Source organism: Acidimicrobiia bacterium, from assembly GCA_029210695.1.
Lineage (GTDB): Bacteria > Actinomycetota > Acidimicrobiia > Spongiisociales > JAHEDJ01 > JAHEDJ01.
Genome location: JARGFH010000014.1, coordinates 1 through 24098, shown reverse-complemented (window position 1 = coordinate 24098; position 24098 = coordinate 1). Strand labels below are relative to the sequence as shown.

16 protein-coding genes are annotated in these 24098 nt (G+C 63.2%); 9 read left to right on the top strand and 7 right to left on the bottom strand.

Going from position 1 to position 24098, the window contains the following annotated elements; all coding sequences use genetic code 11:
• Nucleotides 1-9: 9 nt before the first annotated feature.
• The 4 genes from P1T08_06455 to P1T08_06440 all read left to right on the top strand — a co-directional run bounded on the left by P1T08_06455 (nucleotide 10) and on the right by P1T08_06440 (nucleotide 6658).
• On the top strand, nucleotides 10-3267 hold the full coding sequence (locus tag P1T08_06455; protein ID MDF1595722.1) for a DUF499 domain-containing protein: 3258 nt from the start codon (nucleotides 10-12) through the stop codon (nucleotides 3265-3267).
• Between the two features lie 79 nt (nucleotides 3268-3346).
• Entirely contained in the window at nucleotides 3347-5056 is a 1710-nt protein-coding gene (locus P1T08_06450; protein MDF1595721.1) for a DUF262 domain-containing protein, read from the top strand.
• A gap of 502 nt (nucleotides 5057-5558) precedes the next feature.
• Nucleotides 5559-6077, top strand: a complete 519-nt coding sequence (locus tag P1T08_06445; protein MDF1595720.1) for a hypothetical protein — start codon at nucleotides 5559-5561, stop codon at nucleotides 6075-6077.
• Complete coding sequence (locus tag P1T08_06440; GenBank protein MDF1595719.1) at nucleotides 6074-6658, top strand: hypothetical protein; 585 nt, start codon at nucleotides 6074-6076, stop codon at nucleotides 6656-6658. The genes P1T08_06445 and P1T08_06440 overlap by 4 nt, the downstream gene beginning before the upstream one ends.
• A gap of 98 nt (nucleotides 6659-6756) precedes the next feature.
• Here the strand turns inward: P1T08_06440 and P1T08_06435 are convergent, their stop codons facing one another.
• Nucleotides 6757-8142, bottom strand: coding sequence for an ISNCY family transposase (locus P1T08_06435; GenBank protein ID MDF1595718.1), 1386 nt, complete (start codon nucleotides 8140-8142; stop codon nucleotides 6757-6759).
• Between the two features lie 120 nt (nucleotides 8143-8262).
• Nucleotides 8263-11361, bottom strand: coding sequence for a MobF family relaxase (gene mobF / locus P1T08_06430; protein ID MDF1595717.1), 3099 nt, complete (start codon nucleotides 11359-11361; stop codon nucleotides 8263-8265).
• 472 nt (nucleotides 11362-11833) lie between these two features.
• Here mobF and P1T08_06425 point away from each other — a divergent pair, with 472 nt between their 5' ends.
• From P1T08_06425 to P1T08_06415, 3 genes are all read left to right on the top strand, one after another.
• On the top strand, nucleotides 11834-13756 hold the full coding sequence (locus P1T08_06425; GenBank protein MDF1595716.1) for a toprim domain-containing protein: 1923 nt from the start codon (nucleotides 11834-11836) through the stop codon (nucleotides 13754-13756).
• A 105-nt stretch (nucleotides 13757-13861) separates the two neighbouring features.
• Nucleotides 13862-14131: a hypothetical protein gene (locus P1T08_06420; GenBank protein ID MDF1595715.1), complete on the top strand. Its 270-nt coding sequence runs from the start codon at nucleotides 13862-13864 to the stop codon at nucleotides 14129-14131.
• Between the two features lie 281 nt (nucleotides 14132-14412).
• Nucleotides 14413-14976, top strand: a complete 564-nt coding sequence (locus P1T08_06415; protein ID MDF1595714.1) for a uracil-DNA glycosylase — start codon at nucleotides 14413-14415, stop codon at nucleotides 14974-14976.
• 235 nt (nucleotides 14977-15211) lie between these two features.
• Here the strand turns inward: P1T08_06415 and P1T08_06410 are convergent, their stop codons facing one another.
• Together P1T08_06410 and P1T08_06405 are read right to left on the bottom strand one after the other, a co-directional pair.
• Nucleotides 15212-16189, bottom strand: a complete 978-nt coding sequence (locus P1T08_06410; GenBank protein MDF1595713.1) for a hypothetical protein — start codon at nucleotides 16187-16189, stop codon at nucleotides 15212-15214.
• A gap of 798 nt (nucleotides 16190-16987) precedes the next feature.
• A complete protein-coding gene (locus tag P1T08_06405; protein MDF1595712.1) occupies nucleotides 16988-17773 on the bottom strand; it encodes a ribonuclease H-like domain-containing protein in 786 nt (261 codons plus the stop codon).
• Nucleotides 17774-17941: 168 nt separating this feature from the next.
• Between P1T08_06405 and P1T08_06400 the strand changes: the two genes are divergently transcribed.
• The gene (locus P1T08_06400) at nucleotides 17942-18259 is read left to right on the top strand and encodes a hypothetical protein (protein ID MDF1595711.1); all 318 of its coding nucleotides are present in this window, start codon (nucleotides 17942-17944) and stop codon (nucleotides 18257-18259) included.
• A 345-nt stretch (nucleotides 18260-18604) separates the two neighbouring features.
• On the opposite strand, the gene P1T08_06395 is transcribed toward P1T08_06400, so the two are convergent.
• Nucleotides 18605-19876, bottom strand: a complete 1272-nt coding sequence (locus P1T08_06395) for a hypothetical protein (protein MDF1595710.1) — start codon at nucleotides 19874-19876, stop codon at nucleotides 18605-18607.
• Between the two features lie 205 nt (nucleotides 19877-20081).
• Here P1T08_06395 and P1T08_06390 point away from each other — a divergent pair, with 205 nt between their 5' ends.
• A complete protein-coding gene (locus P1T08_06390) occupies nucleotides 20082-20909 on the top strand; it encodes a TIGR02391 family protein (GenBank protein MDF1595709.1) in 828 nt (275 codons plus the stop codon).
• A gap of 62 nt (nucleotides 20910-20971) precedes the next feature.
• On the opposite strand, the gene P1T08_06385 is transcribed toward P1T08_06390, so the two are convergent.
• Both P1T08_06385 and P1T08_06380 read right to left on the bottom strand, forming a co-directional pair.
• Nucleotides 20972-21175, bottom strand: coding sequence for a hypothetical protein (locus P1T08_06385; GenBank protein MDF1595708.1), 204 nt, complete (start codon nucleotides 21173-21175; stop codon nucleotides 20972-20974).
• Between the two features lie 120 nt (nucleotides 21176-21295).
• Nucleotides 21296-24098 (bottom strand): LysM peptidoglycan-binding domain-containing protein (locus tag P1T08_06380; protein MDF1595707.1); only part of this gene is annotated, 2803 nt, incomplete at its 5' end.

The window sequence follows — 24098 nt, the reverse complement described above, 5'->3', positions numbered from 1 at the left end:
GTTATGGCGATGTCGAATCACGAACGTGTTGGAAAGGCCCTTACCCTCCTCCGGGATGGGATCCGGCCTGGGCTGGAGAAGGCCTGGCAATCAATGTACGGCAACGGGTGGACTCAGTCGGTAAACGACGCGTTGTACCAGCCGGACCGGAATCCCGATCCCGATGATCTCGCCTTCTTGCTGAAGGGGATGGAAGCCACTTGGAATCAGTTCTTCAAACAAGTGTTTTCCAAATCTGAACGCAGCTACGTCATCCTGCTGAGGGACGCACGGAACGACTGGGCGCACAACAAGAAGTTCAGCTCTGACGAGACCTACCGCATTCTCGACTTCTGCGAGATCCTCCTGAAGGCCTTCCACGCAAGTGAACACGTCGAGCAAGTGCAGGATCTTCGCAAGGGTCTGCAGCGACAGGTGTTCTCCGAAGAGGCACGAGGCGAGCAACGCAAGCTGGCCGCAGAAGCAACCAAAGGCGAGCCAGCCGCGGGTTTGGCGCCGTGGCGCGAGATCGTCGCTCCCCATCCAGATGTCGCGCAGGGCCGTTTCGAACAGGCCGAGTTCGCTGCTGATCTCTACCAAGTGCTTCACAGCAAGGCTGACGAGGAGTATCAGGATCCGACGGCCTTCTTCGCCCGCACCTACATCACCGATGGGCTCCGCGACCTGATCAGGATCGCTGCCTCGCGGCTCTCGGGCAGGGGCGGCGACCCGATCGTCGAGCTGCAGACCAGCTTCGGCGGCGGGAAGACGCACAGCCTCATCGCCCTCTTTCACCTCGTCGCCGGCGTACCGACATCTGTGTTGTCCGGGGTCGACGACGTCCTTGCGGATGACGACCTGTCGATCCCAAGTGAGGTACGGCGGGCGGTGTTCGTCGGGCAGATGGTGTCACCGTCAACACCGCAGGAGAAGCCAGACGGGACCAAGGTTCACACCCTGTGGGGTGATCTCGCGTGGCAGCTCGGCGGCGTCGAGGGCTACAAGATCCTTGCCGAGGACGACCAGAACGCGACCAACCCTGGCGCCAAACTGATCGAGCTCTTCGAGAGGTTCGGGCCCGCACTGGTGCTCATCGACGAATGGGTCGCCTACGCCCGCGACCTTCCCACCAAGACCGACGAGATGAGACTTCCGGGCGGCGACTTCGACACGCAGTTCACGTTTGCCCAGGCGCTCACCGAGGCCGCTTCAGCAGTGGACAACACCCTGGTGCTGGTGTCGATACCCTCCTCGGATCTGGAGGTTGGTGGCGAGAAAGGTCAGCTTGCCCTCGCCAAGCTCAAGAACGTTGTTTCCCGTAAAGCAGCCCAGTGGCGACCGGCGTCGACTGATGAGTCGTTTGAGATCGTGCGTCGCCGGCTGTTCGAACCAGTCCCGGCGTCCGAGGCAAAGAAACGCGACGCGGTGATCCGCGCCTACCACAACCTGTATTTGGATAGCCCCGCCGACTTTCCATCCGAGTCGAAGGAGGGCGAGTATCAACGGCGGATGGCGGCGGCCTACCCGATCCATCCTGAGCTGTTCGACCGACTCTATCAAGACTGGTCGACCCTGGAGCGATTCCAACGTACCCGCGGGATGCTGCGATTGATGGCGACCGTCATCTCGGAGCTGTGGAAACGGGGCGACTCGTCGTTGATGATCATGCCAGGGACCATCCCGATGGATTCGGGTGCGGTCGTCTCCGAGCTCACCAAGTATCTCGATGACCGGTGGGAGCCGATCATCCGTACCGATGTCGACGGACCTAACTCGCTGCCCCTCCGCATTGACCAGGCTCGGCCGAATCTCGGGAAATATTCGGCGACTCGACGGGTGGCCCGTGCTACCTATGTCGGGTCGGCTCCACGCCAGGAGGATCGTCGAGGGGTCGATCTGAAGCACATCGTGTTGGGTTGTGTCCAGCCGGGAGAGAAACCGGGAGTGATACAGGACGCTCTCCGTCACTTGTCGTCGGAGGCCACATACCTATACAGCCAGGGCGCCCAGTACTGGTACGACACCAAACCCACCCTCACTCGTTTGGCGGGCGATCGGGCCGAATCGAATTTCACCGACGATGACGCCGACATCGAGATCCGCAACCGGGTGCAGGCCGCCCGGTCCACTGGTCCGTTCGCAGCGGTGCACGTCTTTCCCGATGGCCCGGGGGACGTCCCCGACGAGGACGACGGTGTCAGGCTGGTGATCCTGCCCGCGACTTCTCCCCACCGAGGCGCCACCGACGAGTCACCCGCCGTGAAAGCAGCCGCCGCGATCCTCGAGCAAAGGCAGGGCGGGCCACGGATCAACCGCAACCTCCTCGCCTTCCTCGCCGCCGACCCCAACCGAGTTCCCGAACTGAGATCGGCGGTATGGGACTGGATGGCGTGGAAGTCGATTCTCGACGAGAGAGGCGCCGACGGACTCGATTTGTCTGGGTCGGAGATCAAGCAGGCCGAAACCAAGCTGCAGGAGGCCGACGACACCATCCGGCAGCGGATCGGTGAGACGTTCCAACATGTCCTCACACCTAAGCAGCAGCCCGGCAAGGCGGAGATCTCGTGGCAAGCGATCCGGGCGGCAGGAAATGGCGACCTAGCTGCCAAGACGGCCAAGAAGCTGGAATCATCTGAGGAGTTGATCTCCTCCTACGGCGGGATTCGGATACGGATGGATCTCGATCGGCCCGAGGCAAGCCTGTGGGACGGCGACCACATCGGAGTCCGCCGCTTATGGGGCTACTACTCCCAGTACCTGTACATGCCGAGGCTCGCCAACTTCGGAGTTTTCGCCGCTGCCGTCTCAGATGGAGCAGCCCAGATCAACTGGGAGCAAGACACATTCGCTTTCGCAGATGCGCACGACGAGTCAACCGACCGCTATCGAGGACTCAAAACCGGCGAGCACGTCGGAGTGGGGATGAGCCAGACCGCTGTCGTCGTCAAGCCCGATCGGGCTCGGCGTCAGCTTGACGAGCAGACCGTCGATGAACCCGGAGCGGTGGGCGGCAACGAGGACGACGGTGGGGATCAGCCCAAGCCCCCGGGGCTCGTCGTGCCGACCCGTTTCTACGGTCGCAAGCACCTGGACCCAGTTCGGGCAATCCGAGACTTCGGAGATCTCATCAACGAGGTCGCCTCCCACCTCGGCAACGCAGAGGGCAGCAAGGTGTCCATCACCGTCGAGATCAATGCCGAATCCGACGGATTTGATGATCGCACCCGTCGAACGGTCAGCGAGAACGCGACCCAACTGGGATTCGAGTCCCACGAGTTCGAGGAATGACAAATAGATCGCAGGATCAGGCACCAATCAGACGAAAGCCAACCAAACGAGGTAGACCGTGGAAGCCAGGAATCGGAACTTGCCAGAATGGTTCAATCGGATCCGGACAGGACAGATCCGATTGCCACGGTTCCAGCGCTTCGAAGCGTGGGGCCACAATGAGATCTCGAACCTCATCGAGGCCGTGTTGAACGGTCTACCCGCAGGCTCAACGCTCGTCCTTGAGCTAGGCAGCGAGGAACCATTCATAAGCAGACAGATGATCGGCTCCCCCGATCCGGTCGAACGACCCACCGAGCACCTGCTAGACGGTCAGCAGCGCCTCACTGCCCTCTGGCGGTCATTCCACGACGACTATGAAAACCGCACATACCTGCTCTCCCTCGAGCCGGATGAGGAGCACGGCGGCGTCCGTGTCCCCCGGATGCATTCACAGGCCCGCTGGTCGCGCAACGGCAAGCGGTACCCCGTATGGGCGGACGATCCAGTTCAGGTCTGGGGCCGGGGCTTCATTCCACTGCGTCTGCTTCGGCCCGGCGATATCCACCAAGAGATAGGCCGCTGGTGCGACTCAGCGACCACCGATGATGTTGTCGCCAGCCGCGCCCTGGAGCGGCAAATCAACGCGCTCCGCGAATCCATAGCCGCTTACAACATCCCGTTTCTTGCTCTCCCCTCGGAGACCCCCAGGGACGTCGCACTGAACGTCTTCGTCAAGCTCAATACGACATCCGTCAGATTGACCGCCTACGACATCATCGTCGCCCAACTTGAAGCCGCTACAGGTCAGTCCCTGCACGATCTCATCGGCGAAGTCCACGCCGCCGTTCCGATGGTGGGCGCCTACATCGACGCCGAAGACCTCGTGCTGGACACCGCCGCGCTACGTGATGATCGTGCGCCCACTCAGGCCAGCTACTTCAAGTTGGATCTCGATCGGGTTGTCAACGAGTGGTCGAACATCGCAGCAGGCATTAGATGGGCCATCTCCTTCCTCGAGGACGAATCGGTATACGACGGCAGGCGTCTCCCAACCACCGCAGTGCTACCAATCCTCTCTGCCCTCCACCCGCACGTGCCCGAGGATTCCGACGAGCACGGCAAAGCACGATCGCTTCTCCGCAGCTACGTCTGGAGGTCGTTCCTCACAAGTCGATACGAGAACCAGGCGGCGACGCGTCAGCTGCAGGACCTTCGCGGGTTGCGCGCACGCTTGCGTGGGGAGGACGCCCCGGAGGCACCGATATTCAACGAGGACCTCTTCCCGCTCCCGACGGTAGAGGTCTTCAAGCGAGCCGGCTGGCCGAGCACGAAAGAGATCCTCGCCCGCGGCATCCTGGCCGTGTCACTTCGCGCTGGCGGGCGAGACATTGCTGACGACACGCCTGCCACCAGAGAGCAGCTCCCGCGACGCGAGTATCACCACCTGTTTCCTAACTCGCTACTGGTCAACCAAGGCCAGGTCTCGGAAGCGGAGAGCTTCCGCGCCCTGAACTGCGCCCTGATCACGTGGAAGACCAATCGAGACATATCAGCGAAGGAGCCCGTTCGCTATTTGCGTGATCGCATCGACCGAGGAGACCTGAGCGAACAAGACCTTGCCAATCGGCTCGCCACTCACGTCATCCCATACGATCAGTTGAATGTCGGTGGCTATTCGAGCTTCGCCGATGAGACTGAACGGGCGGATCACATTCGGGCCGATTACGGAGCGTTCATTGATGCCCGAGCCGAACTCATCGCCAAGGCAACCGCCGAACTCTGCAAGGGCCGGCGATGGCCGTCTTGACAACCGACCAGCCAGATTGACCGGTCGGACCAGCAGAAATTGCCAATGTCAAGTTGAAGAATCGACAGGGCAGAAGAGAGGCCTGGTGACCAATCGAGAGCGAATCCTGAAACTGATCCAGTCCGTTCCGGGGCTCACGGATGGCGAAATCCGGAAGCGAACCGGCATCGAACCTCATCAGCAGGTCAACCAAATCTGCCGGTCGCTGGCCTCCGCTGGAGTTACCAAGCGAGTCACGGGACCCAAGGGAAGAATACTCAACCTGCCCGAAGCGGAGACGATCGAAGCGCCTTCGATCCCACCACCAGCGCAGCGCTCCTTGCAGACTCCGACCCGATCGAGACTAGAAGCTTCACGGCTTCGTCCTAAGCCTCCGGTCCCAACGCTCCGACTTGCCGGCTGTTTGATCGTGGTGCCGTGTTCTGGATCGAAGAGGAGGGGCGACGCACCACCCACGCAAACCTCGATTCTTGACGCGCTACCACGGGACCTCCACAGAGAGTTGTCAGATCGAAGGCGCCACAACGCAGCTTCTGCGGGTGTCGACGAGTCGACGCTCCTCCCTGCTGCTCAGCGATACGAAGGGACCTTCTACAAAGCTGGGCGGTCTGCACTGCGAGAACTGGCAGATCAAGCGGCGCGCATTGTCATCATCTCCGGTGGGTACGGACTGGTGCTCCCAGACGAGCCAATCGGGATGTACGAGCAAGTGTTCCGTCCAGCGATGTGGCCGAACCGGCTGATCGAACGTTGCCTTGCCGGCTTCGCTGAAGCGAACAAAGTGATACAGGTCATTGGGGTGCTGTCGGCCACTACCGGCTACTCCACTGTGTTCCGACGAACCCGATGGCCGAAGCACGTCGAGGATGTGATTCTCGCCAGTCCGCGGTCAGCACCGGGTGCGATGGTGAAAGCGCCGCGCGCCCAGGGGGAATGGATGACAGCCATTGCCGAGAGGGGGCGCCTGCCCGAGAGCCGGACAAGTTCGGATGGCCTGCAGATGGAGATCACACGCCAGTGACAAGCCGTGATGTACGTATCGCCGAACACCTGGCCAAGGTCCTCACGGACAGTCGCCGATCGGAGTCGCCCTCCGGTTTCCCATGCGATCGCCAGCTTGCCTCGCACCCAGGTCTCTACTCGTGGTGGGGGGATGAGGAAGCCCGGTCGATGATCGGCACTCAACTCGGGACCACTATCCCGTCACTCGTATACGCGGGTCAAGCCGGCGCCACACGCTGGCCCTCCGGGAAAATATCAACCGCAACCTTGGCCAGCCGAATCCGCGGCAACCACATCAACGGGAACGCATCGTCATCGACTTTCCGACTGACGCTCTCAGGGTTGCTGCTGGACCCACTAAGTCTGACGGTGCTTAGGCCCGGTCGGCTCGCACCAGACGACAACAGGGTCGTTTCCGACTGGATCAAGAAGCACCTCGAAGTAGCGATCGTTGCCTATGACGACCGCGATTCGCTGGGGCGCATCGAGGCAGCGGTGCTCGACATGCTCGACCCACCCGTGAATCTCGAGGGCCGTCCGAACACACCCCCCCGTCGCCTGTTGACGAGCCTTCGCAGGCGGATCACTTCGAGCGACTAGCTACTTGCCCCTGAAGAAGTGGGTCCGGGGTGATGGTGGTTGCGAGGATCTCTGAGGCGGTAGCGGCTTGTTCGGTGGTCGGTCGATGGGCGGGCTGGTTAGGGGTTGAGGCGGGCGATTTTGGTGAGGTTGTGGGCTAGGACACCGTGTCCGCACCAGGTTCGGGCGCCTTCGATGCCGGTGAGGTGGCTACGGGACCAGCCGTGTTGTCGTTTCAGGCAGGCGATGCGGCCCTCGGCTCCGGTGCGCCATCGGACGAGTTCTCGGAACTCGTCGGTGTCGATTTCGGTCTTACGTTTCTGGGTTGGTGTGCCGGGTCTGGGGATGGCGACGTAGCTGACCCCGACATCGTCGATGAGGGCTTTGTCGACCGAGGCTTTGCCGTAGCCCCGATCGGCAGTGACCTGATCGGGAGGCCGCCCGCAGCGCCGTTTCACTCGTTCGATGGCGGGGATGAGCTGCGGCGCGTCAGATGGGTTTCCGATCTCGACGGTGTGATCCAAGATGATGCCGTCTTCGTTGTCGACGATCTGGGCTTTGAATCCGAATTCGACGGGTTTGCCGAGCCGCCCTTTGCGGATCGGGCGGGCATCGGGGTCATGGAGCGACACCAGCCTGTTTGACCCTGGCGGGGTGTCACCGGCGAGGCGCTGTCGGGTCTGGTCGATGACACGGCCGGCCCGTTCGATCAGCGTTTCGAGATCGTCGATCGTAGCTGCGACCCTTCCGGCTTCGGGAGTGTCTGGGTGGCGTCGCAGATGGGCTCGAGCGTTGGTCACGATCCTGGCAGCATCAGCCATCGCTTCGGTCGTGAGGTCCGCGATCTGGCCGGTGATGGCCAACACTTCGTCTTTGGCTTCGCCACTGCGGCGACGCAGCCACACCCCTATCGAATGGGCATGACGCTGCACCTCGGTGACGTGATCGGTGACCGAGGTCCGCCTCGCCGCCCCGGCTGCTTGGATCCGTCCGATCAGGCGGGATGCCTTGCCGACCGCTCTAGTCAGCAACCCCGAATCGGTCGGATACTTGACGTCGGCCTCGACCACCGTGGTGTCCGCCCGGACCCGGCTCGTCTTCACCAACCGGGCCTCCACTGCCTTGGTGATCAACACCTCATTGAGCTGGTCCACTGTCGCTGACCCGCAGCGGGTCGTGATCTTCAGCAGCGTGGTCGGATGCGGCACCCGGCCTCCCACCCCGATCCGAGCGAACCGCTGCCAGCTGATCGAATCAGCCGTCTCCCGGCACAACGTCTCGAAGCCGAGCCGGTACCGGTTCTTCAAGAACATGAGCCTCAGGTAAGTCTCCATCGGAATCGACGGCCGCCCCCACGACGAGTCAAAGTGCCTCTTGAACGGCTCGAAAAAGCGGGGATCGTCCAACAACTCGTCCACCCGAGCCAACTCCGCCGACATCGGCACCACCCCCTCGGGCAACACCGACTCCCACAACGTCGCCTGATCACCTACCGTCCGCAACATGATGGCTCCAATCCGTACTAGCCCTACGGGTTGGAGCCATCATCGTCACCCCGCCCCCAAAACGCGAGGACCACCACCCGAGTTTTTCAGGGGGAAGTAGCTAGGCGCCTACGAATCAGATCAGCGAGCGACTGCACCAAGGCTTCGATCGCTTGGACCGTTCAGTGCTCGAAGATCCTCGTCCATATTCCGGCGGGCGACCATCCATGTTGTGCGACGGGCGACGTCCCGACTGGGAGGCTCGGGTCCCAGAAGATGGCTGGCATCGTTGGGAACTTCAAGTTCGATTCGGACGTGAACCGCTCGATCGACGATCCGATCCCACGCAGCTCGTCGATCGGGTTCGGTGGGCCGCTCGCCGATGACATCGACTATCCATCCGGGTGGCTCGTATGCGATGGCGTCGAGCCGGTCTCGATGTCGGGCGCGTGTCTCCTGGCGGAGGGCGATGTATTCAGCAAGAAGGTCGTCCCGACCGTCGACGGGTCTTCTTGCCTCTCCGAATTCGAGCTGGCTCTCGAGGTCCGCCAAACGGGCCTGCAGCTGTGCATCGGTGATCGTGCGAGGTCCTCGCCCGGAGTCAGAAGCCGCCGGCTCCGCTGCGGTGCGACCAAGGGCGGTAATGAGGGCAGGCAACCGTTCGGGGTGTTGGTGGGTTAGGTGCGTGCATTCGCTCTCTTTGACGTCCGGATCGGTGAGGTAGATCGTGTTCGCCTCCCGGCCTCGGCTCATCGTGACGTAGAGCCATTCCCGGTCAACGCCGTCTCCGGCGACCGTGTGCGCGCGCCGGGCGGTTGCGCCTTGAGCCTTGTGGCCGGTGAGGGCGTAGCCCCAGTCGAGGTTTCCTTCGTCGAGGTACCAATGGGGAACGGTGACGGTGTTGTTAGTGCGGTCGAGTCTGAGCGTAATCGTGCGCCGTTCAGTGTCCACAGCCATTACGGTTGCGAGATCACCGTTGAGCACACCCAGCCGCGAACGGTTCTTGAGGCACACAGCTCTGTCTTCGGCCTGGAATAGGCGATCGCCTGCGTTTACCGCCGGTCCGTGGAGCAAGCCGGATTGGGCGATGAGAGCCCGAGCCCGCTGGTTGAGCTGATCGACGGTGGTGTTGCGATGTCCGATGAGCAGCACCTGGGCAAGGTCACCGGTGTCTTGGACGTCGCTGTACCAGGCATCAACGGCTTGGACGATGGTGTCATCGGGGGTAGCGGCGACGTTGATCAGTCCGCGCCGGTCATACATGGCCACCGCCCGCGAGATCGAGCCGTGGCGGAGTTCGGCCAGGGCGGTGCGTTCCCATTCCTGGTCCTGGCGGACGTTCTCAGTCAGCTCGATGGCGGGGAGGCGAGCCGTCAGCGCGGCGAACAGGCCGCCGGCGTCGATCTCGGCGAGCTGGCGATGATCGCCGATCAGGATGAGTTTCCCGGAGGCTGCTTCGACCAGGTCGGAGACCGCAGCGAGCTGGCGGCTGCCGACCATACCTGCCTCGTCGACCACGACGATCGCGCGGGTTGGGAGACCACCGGCTGCCTTGGTTTCCCACAGGAAGCGGGTGATGGTGGCGGATGGGATGCCGGTGGCGGTTTCGAATCCGGCTGCGGCCCGTGCCGCCAATGCCGTTCCGACCACGGGTGTCCCGGTCTCGGTGGCGAGTTCCCCGATGATGGCCATGACAGTCGTTTTGCCGGTCCCGGCTGCCCCCACGCCGATGTCGATGGTGTTTCCTGACCCGGTGAACCGGTGGACCATCGCCCGTTGGCCGTTGGTGAGGTCCGTGTGCGCCGCGAGGGCGGCCTCGACCTTCGCCTCAGGGATAGTCCACCGGTCGGCTGCGATACCTTCCTGGGCGCGGTCGATGACTCGTTGTTCGATGGTGAGGAGTTCAGTGGTTGTGTAGCGGCGTTCGTTGACCAGCCCGGGGAAGATGTCGCCGTTGCTACGCCGCATGGTCGGTGGTTTCCTCGAGTTGACCAGCTCAAGCAGCCGGTCCAGTTCGGCGGTGTCGAGCTCGATCGGCAGGTCGCTCGCTGGGTCAGTGGGGTGGATGGGGAGGATAGGGACCACGTCCGAGCGACGGAGGAATGAGTCGGCGATGGCCTCGACGTCGCTTCGTCGTCCGCCTTCGGGGAGGGCTTCTGCTGCGGCTTTGATGGCGTCACCTCGTCCGAAGGTCGACGCCTGGGCGGTGAGCCCGTCGGCGGATGCCATCCGGTCGTGGATGGTGTCGGGGTCGGGCACCGTGACCTCCCGGTTGCGCTCCAGCACGGCTGTCACCGACTCGGGGGTGAGTCCGATCTCGGCGCCCCGCTCCAGCCACACGGGCATCAGGCTGTCGATGGGGTGGTCTTGTTTGGGACTTCGTGTCGCGAGCGTGGCGATTTCGTTGGCGGCTGCGGTGTCGGCGTAGCCGTGGGAGTCACGCCACTCCTCGATTGCCTGGCGGCGTTTCGAGAAGGTCATGATCTGTTCCCGGGTGAAGCCCTCGATGTCCGCCACACCGCTACGGACCGGCTGCCAGCGGACCCCGAGCCGTTCGGTGAGGCGGTGGCGCAGTTCGGCTTCGTGGAGGTAGCCAGCGGCCAGCTTGTGCCGATACAAGAGACGTCCATCAATCGCCCGCCACGTATCGTCGACACCCTTCACCCGGTTCCCCACAACCACGTGGGTGTGCATCTGAGGATCATCCGCCCGGCTCGTGAACTCAGTGAACCACGCCGAGACGTATCCGTGGGTTCGAATCGGCCATGTCTCGACCCGATAGCGAGGACTTCCGTTGTCGCCGAGGATCGGCTGGCCCTCAACGTCGCGAACCGGGGTTCGCGATGCTCCCCGCGTCGACGACGCAACCGATTCCAAGTAGGTGAGCGCCTCGGCGGTGGACTCCTCGAACGCCTCGACCACGTGGCGTCGAACCTGGTCGTCCCCGAAGGCCCACAGCAGCGACACCGACTTGTCAGCCGAGAACGTCAGATCCCAGGCCGCCACGCCGTCCTTGCGAAGCTGACGCCCGAGCTGCTCCCCCGTCGCCGGGTGCTGACCGTCGAAGAGCCGCACCAGGCCCTCCGCCGACACGATGCCCTCCAGTCCTTGCTCCACGGCGCCGCTGCCGTGCCAACGACCAGTGGCGGTTCCACCTCGCAGGTAGTAGTCCTCCCGGGGTGTGATCTCGCCCAGTTTCTGGAGGTAATAGTCCTTGTGGGCCTTGGCGATGCTCAGCATCCAGACCCCCCGATCCGGTCAACTGATACACCCGCAACAACCTGTTGCACGTGCGTGTGGTGTTGAGGGCAGTTGGATGACAGGCGGGTGCACGCGTGGACGAGGTCCTTGGCTGCGGTCGCCTGAGTTGGGCGATGGATCTGCCTTGTGTCCATTGACCTGAACTTGCTCATGTCGTCGATCCTGAGGGGGGACCCTGTCAGTCGACGGTCATTTCGAGCGTCTCTGAGGTCATTTCCGGTGCGATTGGCAGGTAATCAGGCGGGGCGGGCACCGGCGCTCCCGGGAGTTGGGCCGATGCGGGGTGACGCCACCTACGGCCAGCCACCGCTCAACGAGCCCATGGATAGGGCATCTACAGCCGGCCACCTGAAGGTGATCCGTCACCCGAGTTTTCGCCGACCGCAAGTTGGAGGGTTTCTGACAGGGTTTCTGACACTCGAACAACAGGGTCGAATCGGATCATCCGAGGGTGGAAAGCACGCGAACCACCGACCGCAGCGATGTCGTGGATTATCTCCACGATCAACTCCGGGATTCGCTCGCCGAGCTGGTCACCTCGGACGACTGGCAGCGAGCCCTGGCGGTGGCGGCCCGGTTCCACGACTATTCGTTCTCCAACACCCGGCTCATCTGGGCGCAGTCACTCGCCCGAGGTTTCACGCCCAGGCGGGTGGCCGGCTACCGGGCTTGGCAGGGGCTCGGCCGCCAGGTACGTAAGGGCGAGAAGGGTCTGCAGATCCTCGCTCCGGTTGTCCGCAAGGTCGCAGCCGAAGACGGCGAGGAGAAGGAAGAGGAACGGCGGGTGGTCGGCTACCGGGTCGTCCACGTCTTCGATATCGCCCAGACCGACGGCGAACCGCTCCCCGAGGTCACCGCAGCCCTGGTGGATGGTGAGTTGCCTGCCGACTGGAACCACGTCACCAACCTGATCACCGAGGCCGGTTTCGGATTCCAGGTCGCCGATGATCAACGACTTGGGGAAGCGAACGGCATCACCGATTGGCGCCATCGGGATGTCGTTGTTCGTGCCAGCCTGCCCGGCGCACAGCGTTTTAAGACCGCGGTGCACGAACTCGCCCACGTGCGGCTGCACGAACCAGAGTCAGGAGACCGGCCGGCGTGTCGTGGCATCGTCGAAGTGGAAGCGGAATCCGTCGCCTATGTGGTCTGCGCAGCCCTCGGAATCGACAGCGCCGGCTACAGCCTGCCCTACGTGGCATCGTGGAGTGGAGGCGACGTCACCAAGGTCACAGCTACCGCCAATCGGGTCATCGGCTGCGCCCGCACCGTTTTCACCGAGATCGAACACCACCGCGAACTTCAGCTCGACCCGGCATCGAACGAGTCGCTGGTCCAGACGCAGCCTTCTCCTGCCGTGGAGCTACCGCCAAGTTCCGAGCTCATGGAGGTCCTCGAAGCTGCGGTGACGTTCTACCGCCACCAACTCGAAAACGACAGCAGAGAGCGGGCTCTCAGGTTCCTGCATTCCCGCGGCATCGGGGAGGAAGCGACGTCGGTGTGGCATCTGGGATGGGCTCCTGACTCCTGGCGGGCCTTGACCACCGCTCTCCTCGATCAAGGGTTCAGCGAGGACATCCTCATCGAAGCTGGTGTCGCCGGCCGGGCTCGGACTGGACGCCTCTACGACCGGATGCGCAACCGGGTCGTCTTCCCCGTCTTCGACCCCAGCGGACGACCTCGAGGTTTCGCCGGCCGCCTCCTCGAAGGCGAAGGGCCCAAGTATCTCAACACCCCCGAGACCGAGCTCTACCGGAAGCGGTCGCTCCTCTACGGCCTTCACCTCGCCCAAGAACCCATCCGAGAGATCGGCAACGCCATCGTGGTAGAGGGCTACCTCGATGTCATCGCCGCTCATCAAGCCGGATTCACCAACGCCATCGCCACAGCCGGCACCGCCCTCACCTCAGAGCACCTCCACCAGCTCGGGCAAATCGCCGGCAAGGTAACGCTTGCGTTCGACGGCGATAACGCCGGACTGCGTGCTGTGGAGCGCGTGGCCGAACTCGATCTCGCCGGCCGCCAACTGCGCATGTCGGTCGTCCGGCTGCCCCCGGAGCGTGATCCCGCCGACCTCCTCATCGACAATACGCGGTCGTTCCAGCAGGCCCTCGCCGGCGCCATCCCAATAGAGCACCACCTCATCGAACAGATCGTCGGGGCTCACAACCTCAAGGAGCCAGAGGCAACCGCTCGGGCGATCCGACAGGCATCATCGGTAATCGCACGTGTCACCGAGCCCCGCGACCGGGCTCAAGCCACCGAACACCTCGCCCGCACCACCGGCCGAGATCCGGCAATCATCGAAATGGCACTCGCACAGGCCCGGTCGGCTCGATGCCGCCACCCGGTCCGCGAGATCGGCATTGGGTGACGTCAGCCGCGCTCGGAACCTGGCACCGCTGCCAGCGGTCGCCGGAGCCGATTTCGACGATCTGGCTGGACGGTTCCCCGCCTTGCGGCATGGGAAGGCGGGGAGGTGGCATCGACCCTCAAGCAGCTAGAGAAGTACGCCAAGGCCACACACACCCCTGTCGGATTCTTCTTCCTCACCGAGCCACCTCGCGAGGCTGTTCCCATCCCCGACTTCCTGACCTTCGCCGACGAACAAGTCAGCCGGTCCACACCCGACCTGTTGGACACCGTGTATCAGTGCCAGCAACGACAGGAGTGGTTCCGCGACTACGCCCGAACCAACCGGCTCGACCCGATCCCCCCTCTGCGGGGCCTGGCCAGGCTCAGACCATGATCGCTTTCGACGCTAACGACTACCTCGTCGACGGGCTGATGAGGCTGCCGCCGACCTCTTCGACGACGCGTGCCGGGTCTCGACAGGTGGAGAAGAGACCGAGCGGGGGCGAGGTGGTTAGGCTCCGGGACCCCCTTGAGTTGGCCACTGACGTGGAGTCGGTCCTCGGCGAGCAATCGAGTAGGCCGCCGGTTACGCTCTGTGAGGAGATGCAAGGGCCGCGCACCGACTCCTCGAGGACGAATCGCGATTCTGGGGAACTCCACAGAAAACGAAACCTGATGATGGCGCCGCGCATGGTGCCATTGGTTGCTCACGTTGAACAGATACGTGGCGAGCGAGGCACGGACAGGGTTCCTGACTTCGATCCGACAGAAGCTGGGGTCGAGGCGCGGGTCTTGCTGCTGCTAGAAGCACCCGGACCAAGAGCAACTCGGGAGCGCGGTGGGTCGGGCTTCGTCTCTCCTGACAACAACGACGCCACAGCGGAGAACATGTGGTGGCTGCTTCGTGAAGCCGGCGTTGACCGCCGGTCTGAGGTTGCGACTTGGAATGTGGTTCCGTGGTATGTCGGTGACGACCACAGGATCAGAGGAGTCAGGGTTGGAGATCTGGATGAGGCGAGACCCTATGTTGAAGAGCTGGTGACTCGTCTTCTCCCGGATCTCCGAGTCGTGCTGCTACTCGGGAGGAAGGCCTCCAAGGGATGGGCTCGGTTGAAGCTCGACGTGCCCTCAATCGAAGCACCCCACCCCTCCCCCGTGAACCTCAACAGTCGCCCGGACCACCGCCAGCTCATTCGTGACGCTCTGGTCAGAGCGCGGCAGGGTGCGGGGTTCGGATAGAGAGGGAACAACCGACCACCCTGCAAGTTGTGGCGTGGATTCGCTGAACCGGGACGCCGGAGCGAAGGGCGATCGTTGCGTGCGTGTGACATGGACCACGCAACCGGATTCGGCGAGCGGCGTGCGTGATGCCCTCCGAAACACCGCCTTTGGCTGCCGGTCGCGTACGAAACGCGAGCCAGAGGGTCGCCGCCGTGCGGGTTCGTCAGCTGTCGTTGAGCCAACGACCGCCGCTCTACGAGCCCGCTGCAGAGCCGATGCGAATCAGAAGGGCCGCGATCTCAACTGCAGCTGCCGCGATCTCAGCCGTATCGCGCTCGAACCTGTGAGCGATTGAGTTGCGAGCTCGAGTGACGGCGCACTGCGCTGCGATTCGTTCGCCTACATCGTCGATCCCGGCCACATGTAGTGCCAGCGCCACTTGGACGTCGACCGGTAGGCTCTCTCGGCATACCCAGTTGTCATGGTCCGGCTTGCGGGCGTAACCCGATCGTTCCTCGACAGCCTTCAAGGCTTGGACAATGTTTGCTTCGAAGCCGTCTCGCCCCAACTCAATCGTTGCGGACCGTGCTAGGTTCTCGACGGCAACGTAGGCCGTGAGAAGCCGCCACCAAGGAGCCCGTTCTTGCAGGCTTGAGTGGTAGGCGACAAGGGCGAAGCGTCGATAGGTTCGTGATTGCTCGAGCCGTTTCTGGTCCTTGGTGTCGCCACTTGTGAGTTCTGATGTCGATCGGTGAAGGATCGGTAGCTCGATGTGTAGGCAGGCAAGTGCGGCCTCAAGGAGCGTCATGTCCGCCTCGATGGTGGACGACCGAGATGAAAGCGTCAGGGACGGTGCCCGTTCTGTCAGTGTGCAGATCCACTTGTCATCCTCGCTGTGTCGCAGGAAGAGCTGTTCCTTCATCCCATTCGAGACGAACGGCTCAGGAATATGAGCGGCGGCCATCGCAGCGGCCGCGTCGAGGAGCGATCCGTAGATGTGTTTGAGGTGGTCTGCGCACCACAGGATTCTCTGCATTGCCACTGCTTCGTCTCTGAGCGTGAGTTCGATGCTGAGGGACACGTGAGATATCACCTCGGATGCACGACTCTCGATGCTGGCAGTGATCTCGGGAGAGTCAGCGACGCTCGTGCTCGAAAGGAACTCATGCATCGTTCCGAGCCCGTAGCTGTGAACCGTCCGTCTGAGCGCGGCCTCCATCTGTAACTGCATCGGACCTGTCTCAAGAACGACTTCAATGTTTGGATAGCCGTGCGGGCTCCATACGGCCCGACGCCGCTGACCGAGATCAGAACGACACTCGTAGAGACGTACGAGGCGGATCGCACCTGGCTCCACTACGAGCTCGTTCGGATCCCTGCGGCGGGCGAAGCAGCCCCGCACCACATGCGTACAAGCAGTCGCGTCGGCGCACCGCGGGTCACCAGGACACACGAGCACCGGGGTTTGACAGCTCGGAACAAACACGCACGGGAGAATTGTCTGCTCTTCCACGTCGATAGTGTTCCACACCCCGCCGTCGATCAGGTCGGGTGAGGCTACGGCGTCCTTTCCGGACGGGTTACCCGGAGATCACAGTGTGAAGGGGGATTGCGGTCCACTCCAGCGTGGAGATCCGGCGGCGGCCGCTCCAGCTCCGATTCCGTTGTTGACCTTCGCAACCTAAGCCCGAGGGCAGGGGGTGTCCTCCCCTACCCCACCCCTCGCAGGACGAAACGGCACGATCGTCGAGTATCGCCTGGGTGATCGGATCACGTGCATGCAGCTCATGGCGACATTGCGCCGGTCCGGTCTGACACATCGTCGACGGCGGTGCCACCACGGCGAGGGTGCACGATGCCGGAAGGTGCACCCCACCGCATGGCCATCAGGCGGGCGTAGAGCATTGACCGGATCGATGGCACCATTTGCTTGCCGCTTCGAGAGCGTCCGCCGTTCAGGATCTCGCACCGATCCTCGTCACTCCCCGATAGGGGTGAACCTGGCTGCGCCGGGGTGTCAGCCATCACGTTACGGCGAGCACACAGATCCTGAGATCTCGCGTAGGTAAGTTAGGACCTCTGCAAGCCCGACAATGTCTTCCGCAGCGTATGTCACCAGCGCGGCGATTGCTCCTTGGTCTGGTCGGCGTCTGATTCGTTTGTAGGCAGCGAGGGCTGATTCGGCGTCGGCGAGGCTACCTTCCCTTTCGATGCCGGCAAAGGGTTCGACAGCCTTTAGGCTGAGCTGAGCGGTGGGGAGGCGGAGCGCCGCCTTGACCGCTAGGAACATGTCGACATGACGGACGGTGATCTGTTCGGTGATGTCGACGATGCCGAACCGATGCTGAGCTTCACGTAGCCTCGGGAGGTCGGCGTTGCTGCCATGGTAGGTGACGATCGGCCAGTCGGGGTTGTCGTCGATGACCTCTCTGAGGTTGACAAGCGCTTGGTGTTCAAGTTCGGGTGTTGGGGCCCACCACGTCCGTGGCTTCTCGAGATCTCCCGAGGGCGGCACTGTGCCGATCGCCAGCAGAAAGATTGGGTTTGACGTCGGGTTGGTGGTGTCGTACTCGGTGTCGAGGAGGTAGTAGGGGGGCTCCGGGACTTCAAGCCGGTTGAAGACCACCGGCGCTTGGGTCCGGTAGGCGGCTATGTGGGCCTGCCACCCACGGAGGTCTTCCATGCTGTGGCGGATCCCGGCATCAGTCAGCTCACCCAGGAGGGTGTTCGGGTCAGCCTCAGCTAGCTGTGTGATCGTGGTGATGCCGACCTTGGCCAGACCATCTGCTTTGGCCGGGCCGAGGTTCCACAGCATGGTTAGCTCCTCTCGCTCGAGGCGGCTCCGCTCCTGTTTGTCCGTCAAACGCGCCTTGCAGGTCGCGCACCCGCAGTAGCGATCAGACGGTGGGTTACGTCGACCCGCTCTCACCATTCCGATCAGTTCGTCGACACGCTCGAAATGCGCCTGAGTCAGTTGGCGGAGGTGACAACGCTGCGAGCCGTCCAAGGCGACGGTCACAAGGAATCCGCATTGAGCGATCGGGGTGCCGTGGTGTCCCGACAACAGCATGTTGTAGAAGGCCAGTTCGAGGTCGTCGCTGCGCCGGGGCTGCCCATGGGACTTCACCTCCAGACCAGCGATCGTTCCATCGGGCAGAGCAACGGACCCGTCGGGGATACCGTAGATCTTCCGCTTCCGGTCTCGGAGCTTCGCGCTGCCGACGGTAACCGGGCCGCCGCCAGCCAACGAGGAGAGCTGCTGTGCGGCTGGATCGGAATCCTCGGCTACTTGCCGATCTAGCCTGTTACCTCTGTCCAGGAGTGCCAACGCAAGCGGCGAGTGCACCATCAGGCCGTTCTCGTACGCCCACCAGCCATACGCGCACCGCTCGTAGCGAGCAATATCTGACTTGGAGACCCACCCCCGGCGACGTCGCTCAGCGGCTCTCAATGGTCTGACCGGCTGGATATTTAGGGCACGAGCTCACACACTGTCGTCGGCAGAATCGAGCACCATCACAAGGACAATTCTGAAAGGGGAGCGACCTGGTGGATATCTCTTCATCTGATGTTTGGGTATCGCTTCTGTGCCGCTCGACCGTATCCGTTGGTCGCTCGTTCACTGCCTCAGAGGTGACGCATCGGCTTAGCAGTCTGCGGAGGTCGACCTCCACACCTCCCGGACGGGTTCAAGAAACATGCCTGCTACGTCATCGATGATTGGTTCATCCACCACAGTGCGACCGTTGACGTGTCGGAAGAAAAGGACCCACGAGCGATGTGGTCCATCCTCGGATTCGGCGTAGATGTGGAGCCCCTCGATCCGACCCTCCGCATTGGCGATGTCGGGGTATAGCTCGCCGTTGAATGCATCTGCATGAGCGAACCAAGCCTCAGCGACAAGTATCACCCCATCGGCTTTCGTCTTCGCCACGGTCTTGGCAATAGACCGCCACATCAGGTATTTCTCCAGTCGATTCTCGGACCGGAACTCCTGAGGTACCCAGGCTCCCCTGATCCGGAGGAAGACGACCGTTACATGGTGGCCGTCCAGGGCAATGATGGCCCTCGCTTGCGGCAGGACAAATGCCTCTACGAAGTAGAACGGGTCGTGAACCCTCTTCGGGTCGATCGCCTCCAGCAACGCTTCGACCCCATAACGCGATTCGGCTTCCTCGAGTTCGTCCTCGGTCGGCCGCATCGTTCCTTGAGAGACAAGCTCGTAATACTCGCCGCTTCCGGGGGTGACACGAATCGCCGTCGATTCCTCGATGTTCTCGAGGCAATCTGGCAGCGCGGCACCATCAGCCAAGCTAGCGACGTCCACTAGTCCACCCTCGGACAGGTACCGGCTCAGGTCGAACGCCATTGCTCCTAGCACCGACAGGGCTCGCCCGGCGACATCGAGGACGTTCGCATCGGGAAACAATCCGGATATCCATCGGCGCTTGACCTCGACGAGCGAGTTTTTGGCGAGAGCCTCCGGTACCGACTCAAGCGCCCGCGTGACGAGCACGTGCGTGGGCAATGATGCAGGTAGATCAAACTCTTGTATCGGCGATTGCTCGTACGAGTAGATGAGTTCGACACTCGCACGGCTTGCCGTCTCAAGGCCCTTCTTGTGAACGACGGTTGTGCGTGCGTCCTTCACCCACCTGAGCGAGCTGTCAGCGCCCAGGCATCTCTGCCACGGCTCGTACCAATCATCGAAAGAAGGGATCTCGTCTTTGTGCGCCTGGATGCGAAATGTGACGTTGCGGAGGGCCTGAATAGCAGCGTTCAGATTGAATCGAACCAGCTCCGCGTCGTGGTAGTGCTCGACACACTCATGAAGGAAGTAGTGAGCCTCATCGAGCGACTCACTCAGCCACGGATGGTCAAACACCGGATGGTTCGCTGGCCGGTCCTGATCGGTCATCACCCCGCCCCCCGGACGTTACCTTGCCTTGCCTTCGGACGATACCCGACGACCACGTCAGCCCGATACGAAGCGCGACAAACGTCTTCACTGGCAAATTACGCGACCCCGTGGTCAGGCGCGGTAGTCCGCAGTCAGCGATGATGGACAGAGTCGTAGGGACATTGCCATCATCCAGAGCACCAGCCAGTCGATAATGGTCGCCATGGAGACGAACCAACCGCCGGTGGCGTTCACCGCTGAGACCGTGGAAATGATCACCCGCACGCTCGGCCAGGCTGTGACCGGGGGTCAGATTCCTAACCTTATAGCTCGGCTCAAGGTCTCCGAGCCGCCAGGGGAGGAGCGCAACACCAAATGGAAGCGTCTCTTCAACGCCGTCGCTGAGGCACAGAACCGACAGAGGGACGGACGGCCACTGCTACGACTCATTGGGGATGTGATGCAGCCGGTTCGCTTCGATTCGCCCGAGGACTTCGAGGCACACCGGACAGCGGTCAACGAGCGCCTCGTATTGTCGGGGTACATGGTGCGAGAGGATGGCAAGGTGGGTCGGGTGCGGGCCGCCCGTACCCTCGCCGAAGCCCAGGAGCGAGCTGACGCCCTCCGTACTGAGCTTTCCCGTCGCGGCGTGCACCCCGATGTGCTCCGTTTCTGCCGCGCCGAGCTCCTGCAGAGGAACTACTTTCACGCCGTCCTGGAGGCGTGCAAGAGCGTCGCCCAAAAGCTCCGGGATCTGACCGGTCACGCTGGCGATGGCGCCCCCCTCGTCGATGCCACCTGCTCCCTCGCGTCTGGTCCGATCCTCGCATTCAACAGTCTGTCCACGGCCTGGGAGCGATCAGAACAGAACGGCCTGGCAACTCTCCTCAAGGGCCTCTTCGGCACCTTTCGAAACCCGACGGCACACGCCCCGAAGGTGCTCTGGGCCACCGACCAGGCCGAGGCGCTCGACATGCTGACCCTGGCTTCGATGCTCCATCGCCGACTCGACGCCGCGACCACCAACCCTGCCGCCAACGCTCGCAGTTGAACTCCGCTACGTCCCACGGCCGGAATCAGTCGCTGTATCCGGGACGTCTCTGACGTGTCATGTCAGTCGTTGGGTATGGGGTGTTTCCGTAACCAGTTGAGCAGCTTGTCCTGAGATATCTGGTATGGGCGTCGTGCGATAATGCATTCGGCTGGGAGTGTCCCGTCACTGATGATGCGTAGCATCATCGGGTAGCTGATGAGCAGGAGCTCCGCTGCCTGACCGGCCGAGATGAGCCGGACGTCGTCGTCGGATGCGCTAATCAATGCCTCTCCTTGTGGCGACGTGTCCTGATGTCATGGCCGCAGACGGATGCCGACTCGCACACTCCGGGCGAACCGATCCATTGGTCGTTCGTGCGCGTCTCTTCATGCCTGGAATGTCGCTCAACCGGCCTGGCGTCGCCCCCTGCGCCTTTCTTGTTCGTAGAGGTCGATGGTTTCGGGGTCGAGGTAGGCAGATGCGTCGGGGCCGTCGTCGGCGTCGAGGACGGCGAGTAGTTCCTTGTAGGTGGCTTCGAAGGCGACTTGGTTGCCTTCGGCGGCGGCGGCTCGCATTAGGTTGCGGTAGCAGGCTTCGCAGGCGCCGGTGGCGAGGAGGCCTTTGCGTGCGGCCCATCTGGCTTCGTCTGGGTCGTCGTTGTCGAGGGCGTGTTCGGCGAGGCGGTGGGCGGCGTTGTCGATGGCGACGATGCTGTGGGTGATGATGCCGTCGATGTGGGCCCAGGTGTAGGCGTTGCCAGCACCTGAGAACGGTGCGCCTTCGACGAGTTCCAGGGCGGCGTGGAGACGACCTGCTCGTTCGTCCCCGGTTTCCTTGTCGGCCTGGCGGATGTGGTTGGTGAAGTGTTCGAGGTCGCTGCGCAGGTGCTTGCTGATCCGGTACCGCCCGTCGGTGATGTAGGGCACGTAGGGCTCACCGTCGGGACCGGTGCCGAGGGTGGTTCGGGTTCGGGACGTGTGCCGGTTGAGTCGTTCGTTGTCGGGTGGCTGTTCTGGCCAGAGGGCTTCCATCAGGGTGTCGGGTTCCACGCCGGAGCGGTGGAAGGTGAGGTAGGCGACGAGTTCGGTGCATTTGCGGAGCGGGAACGGGCGGTCGCTGCCTTCGACTCGGAGGGTCCCGAGCAGCTTCATCTCGGGCAACTCGCGCAGCTCGCCTTCGACGGCGGGTGAATCGGCGTGGAATAGGGTCTGTTCGACGGGTTCGTCGGCTTCCTCGATCGGGTCGTCGGCTATTGCGGTGTCTGCCAGCGGGTCGTCGACCAACTCAGCTGGTATGCCGTCGGTGTCTTTGGCTGCGGTGACGAGGTCCGCCAGCGCTGTCTGCTCGTCGGCGGTGAGGTTGCGTCGGTCGAAGGTCTGGCCGAGCGGTTCTATGCGAACCGAGTTGTCATTGATTTGGAGTTGCCAGCGGTCGCCGGTTGGGTAGCCGACGAGGGCGGCCACTCCCCGACCTGCCTGGGCCATGGCGAGGAGACGTTCGGCTCCGTCGGGTGCCTCTTGCGCGGGGTCGAGGACGATGATCGGGTCCCAGGTGCCGTCGTTGATTGGCGAGAGCCGACCATCGAGCGGTGTGGTCGCGGTCACCTCGACTGCGGCTGTTTTGGCTTCGAGGATCGGAAGGACGTCGGTGAGGCTGTCGGCGACGGTGATCCGTTCGAGCTGTTCGAGGCCGTCTCCGAATCCGACGCACATGATTTGGATGCCGTCGGCGAGGGGTGTGGTGGCGAGCTCGGTGGCGATTGTGGCGCACGTGTCGAGGAGATCGTCCGGGTCGCCGGCGATGCGGGTTGCTCCTGCGAATTCGAGGTCGAGGAGGAGGTGGGTGTCGTCGGTGTGCCCGACCGTGACGAGTGTCGGGTAGGGGGCGGGGACCCTGGCTGCTTTGCGTCGGAGTAGCTCAGGGTCGGTGGAGGCCGGGAGTGTCCAGGTGCGGCCGTCGTCGTCGATAGTCCATCCGGGTGGCGGGTTGGTGTGCGGGGTCCATAGGAGGAGCTGGAGGGTGTGTGGGGTGAGGTGGACACCGACGACATGCGGTGGCTGTTGGTGGGCAGCGGTGACGTCGTGGATCATGGCTCGCACGGCGATGTCGACGAACTCGGTGGCCGTCGGGGCAGCTGCGGCTCGTATCGTCGCCTCTGTCTCGCGTGCCTCTGCGGGTGGCGGTGTGGGTGTGGTCCCGGGTTGGCGGTGTCGCAGCTGACCGGCTCGGAGGCGGCGCAGCAGGGCGACGACACCGACACCGAGGATGCCGAGGCCGGCCAGCCGGGCGGCGATTGGGAATAGATCCCCGAACCGCCCGGCGTCGGCGGTGTCATCAGCCGTCTCGTTATCGGCCGGTTCGATGTCGTCGGCCTGGATCGGGCGCGGCGGCGTGGTGTCTTCCACGGGCGGCACCGTCGGTGTTGTCGTTGCCGGGGCAGGCACGGTGGTTGGCGGCGTCGCATCTGGCGGTGTGGGGTCCGGTGTCGAGGTGGACGGTGGTGGCACATCGACGCTCGGTTCGGCCAGAACGGTGTCGGGCTCGGCTGCGGGAACCGGTTTGCCGGGAATGGCGGGCAGTTCGAAGACCTGTCCCGGGTAGATGAGGTCCGGGTCATAGGGGGGTGCGAGCCGCTCCCGGTTGGCGTCAACCAGCTCGCGCCAGTATTCGGCGACTTCGGCGGTCGTCGGCGTTCTGTCGAGCCCGTTCGTGAGGGAGCTCTCAGCAATGCTCCAGAAGGTGTCGCCCCCTGCGACGGTGACCTTCGTAGTACTTTCGGCTGGAGGTGGCACGGTAGTTTCAGTGCGGGGGTCGGAGGCGACGGGTGGGAGTGCGAAGACCTGTCCCGGGTAGATGAGGTCCGGGTCGTATGGGGGTGCGAGCCGGTCCCGGTTGGTGTCGACCAGCTCGTGCCAGTAGTGGGTGATCTCATCCGTGGACGGCGGTCGTCCCCAGGCGTCGGCCAGTGCGGTTTGTGCGATGCTCCAGAAGGCATCCCCCACCTCGACGGTCACCTCGGTGGTGGCCTCTTCGATCGCCGCCAGCTCGTCGGTCGCGTTGGCGTCGGCGGGGAGGAGGAGCTGCCAGCCGGGCGTGAGGGTGTCGGTGGTTTCGGTGAAGCGGTGCCCGCCGTTCATGGTGCGGCCGGCGTTGAGGGTCTGGATCTCGTTCCAGCGTCGCCCGTTGCCGAGGGTGTCCTCGGCGATC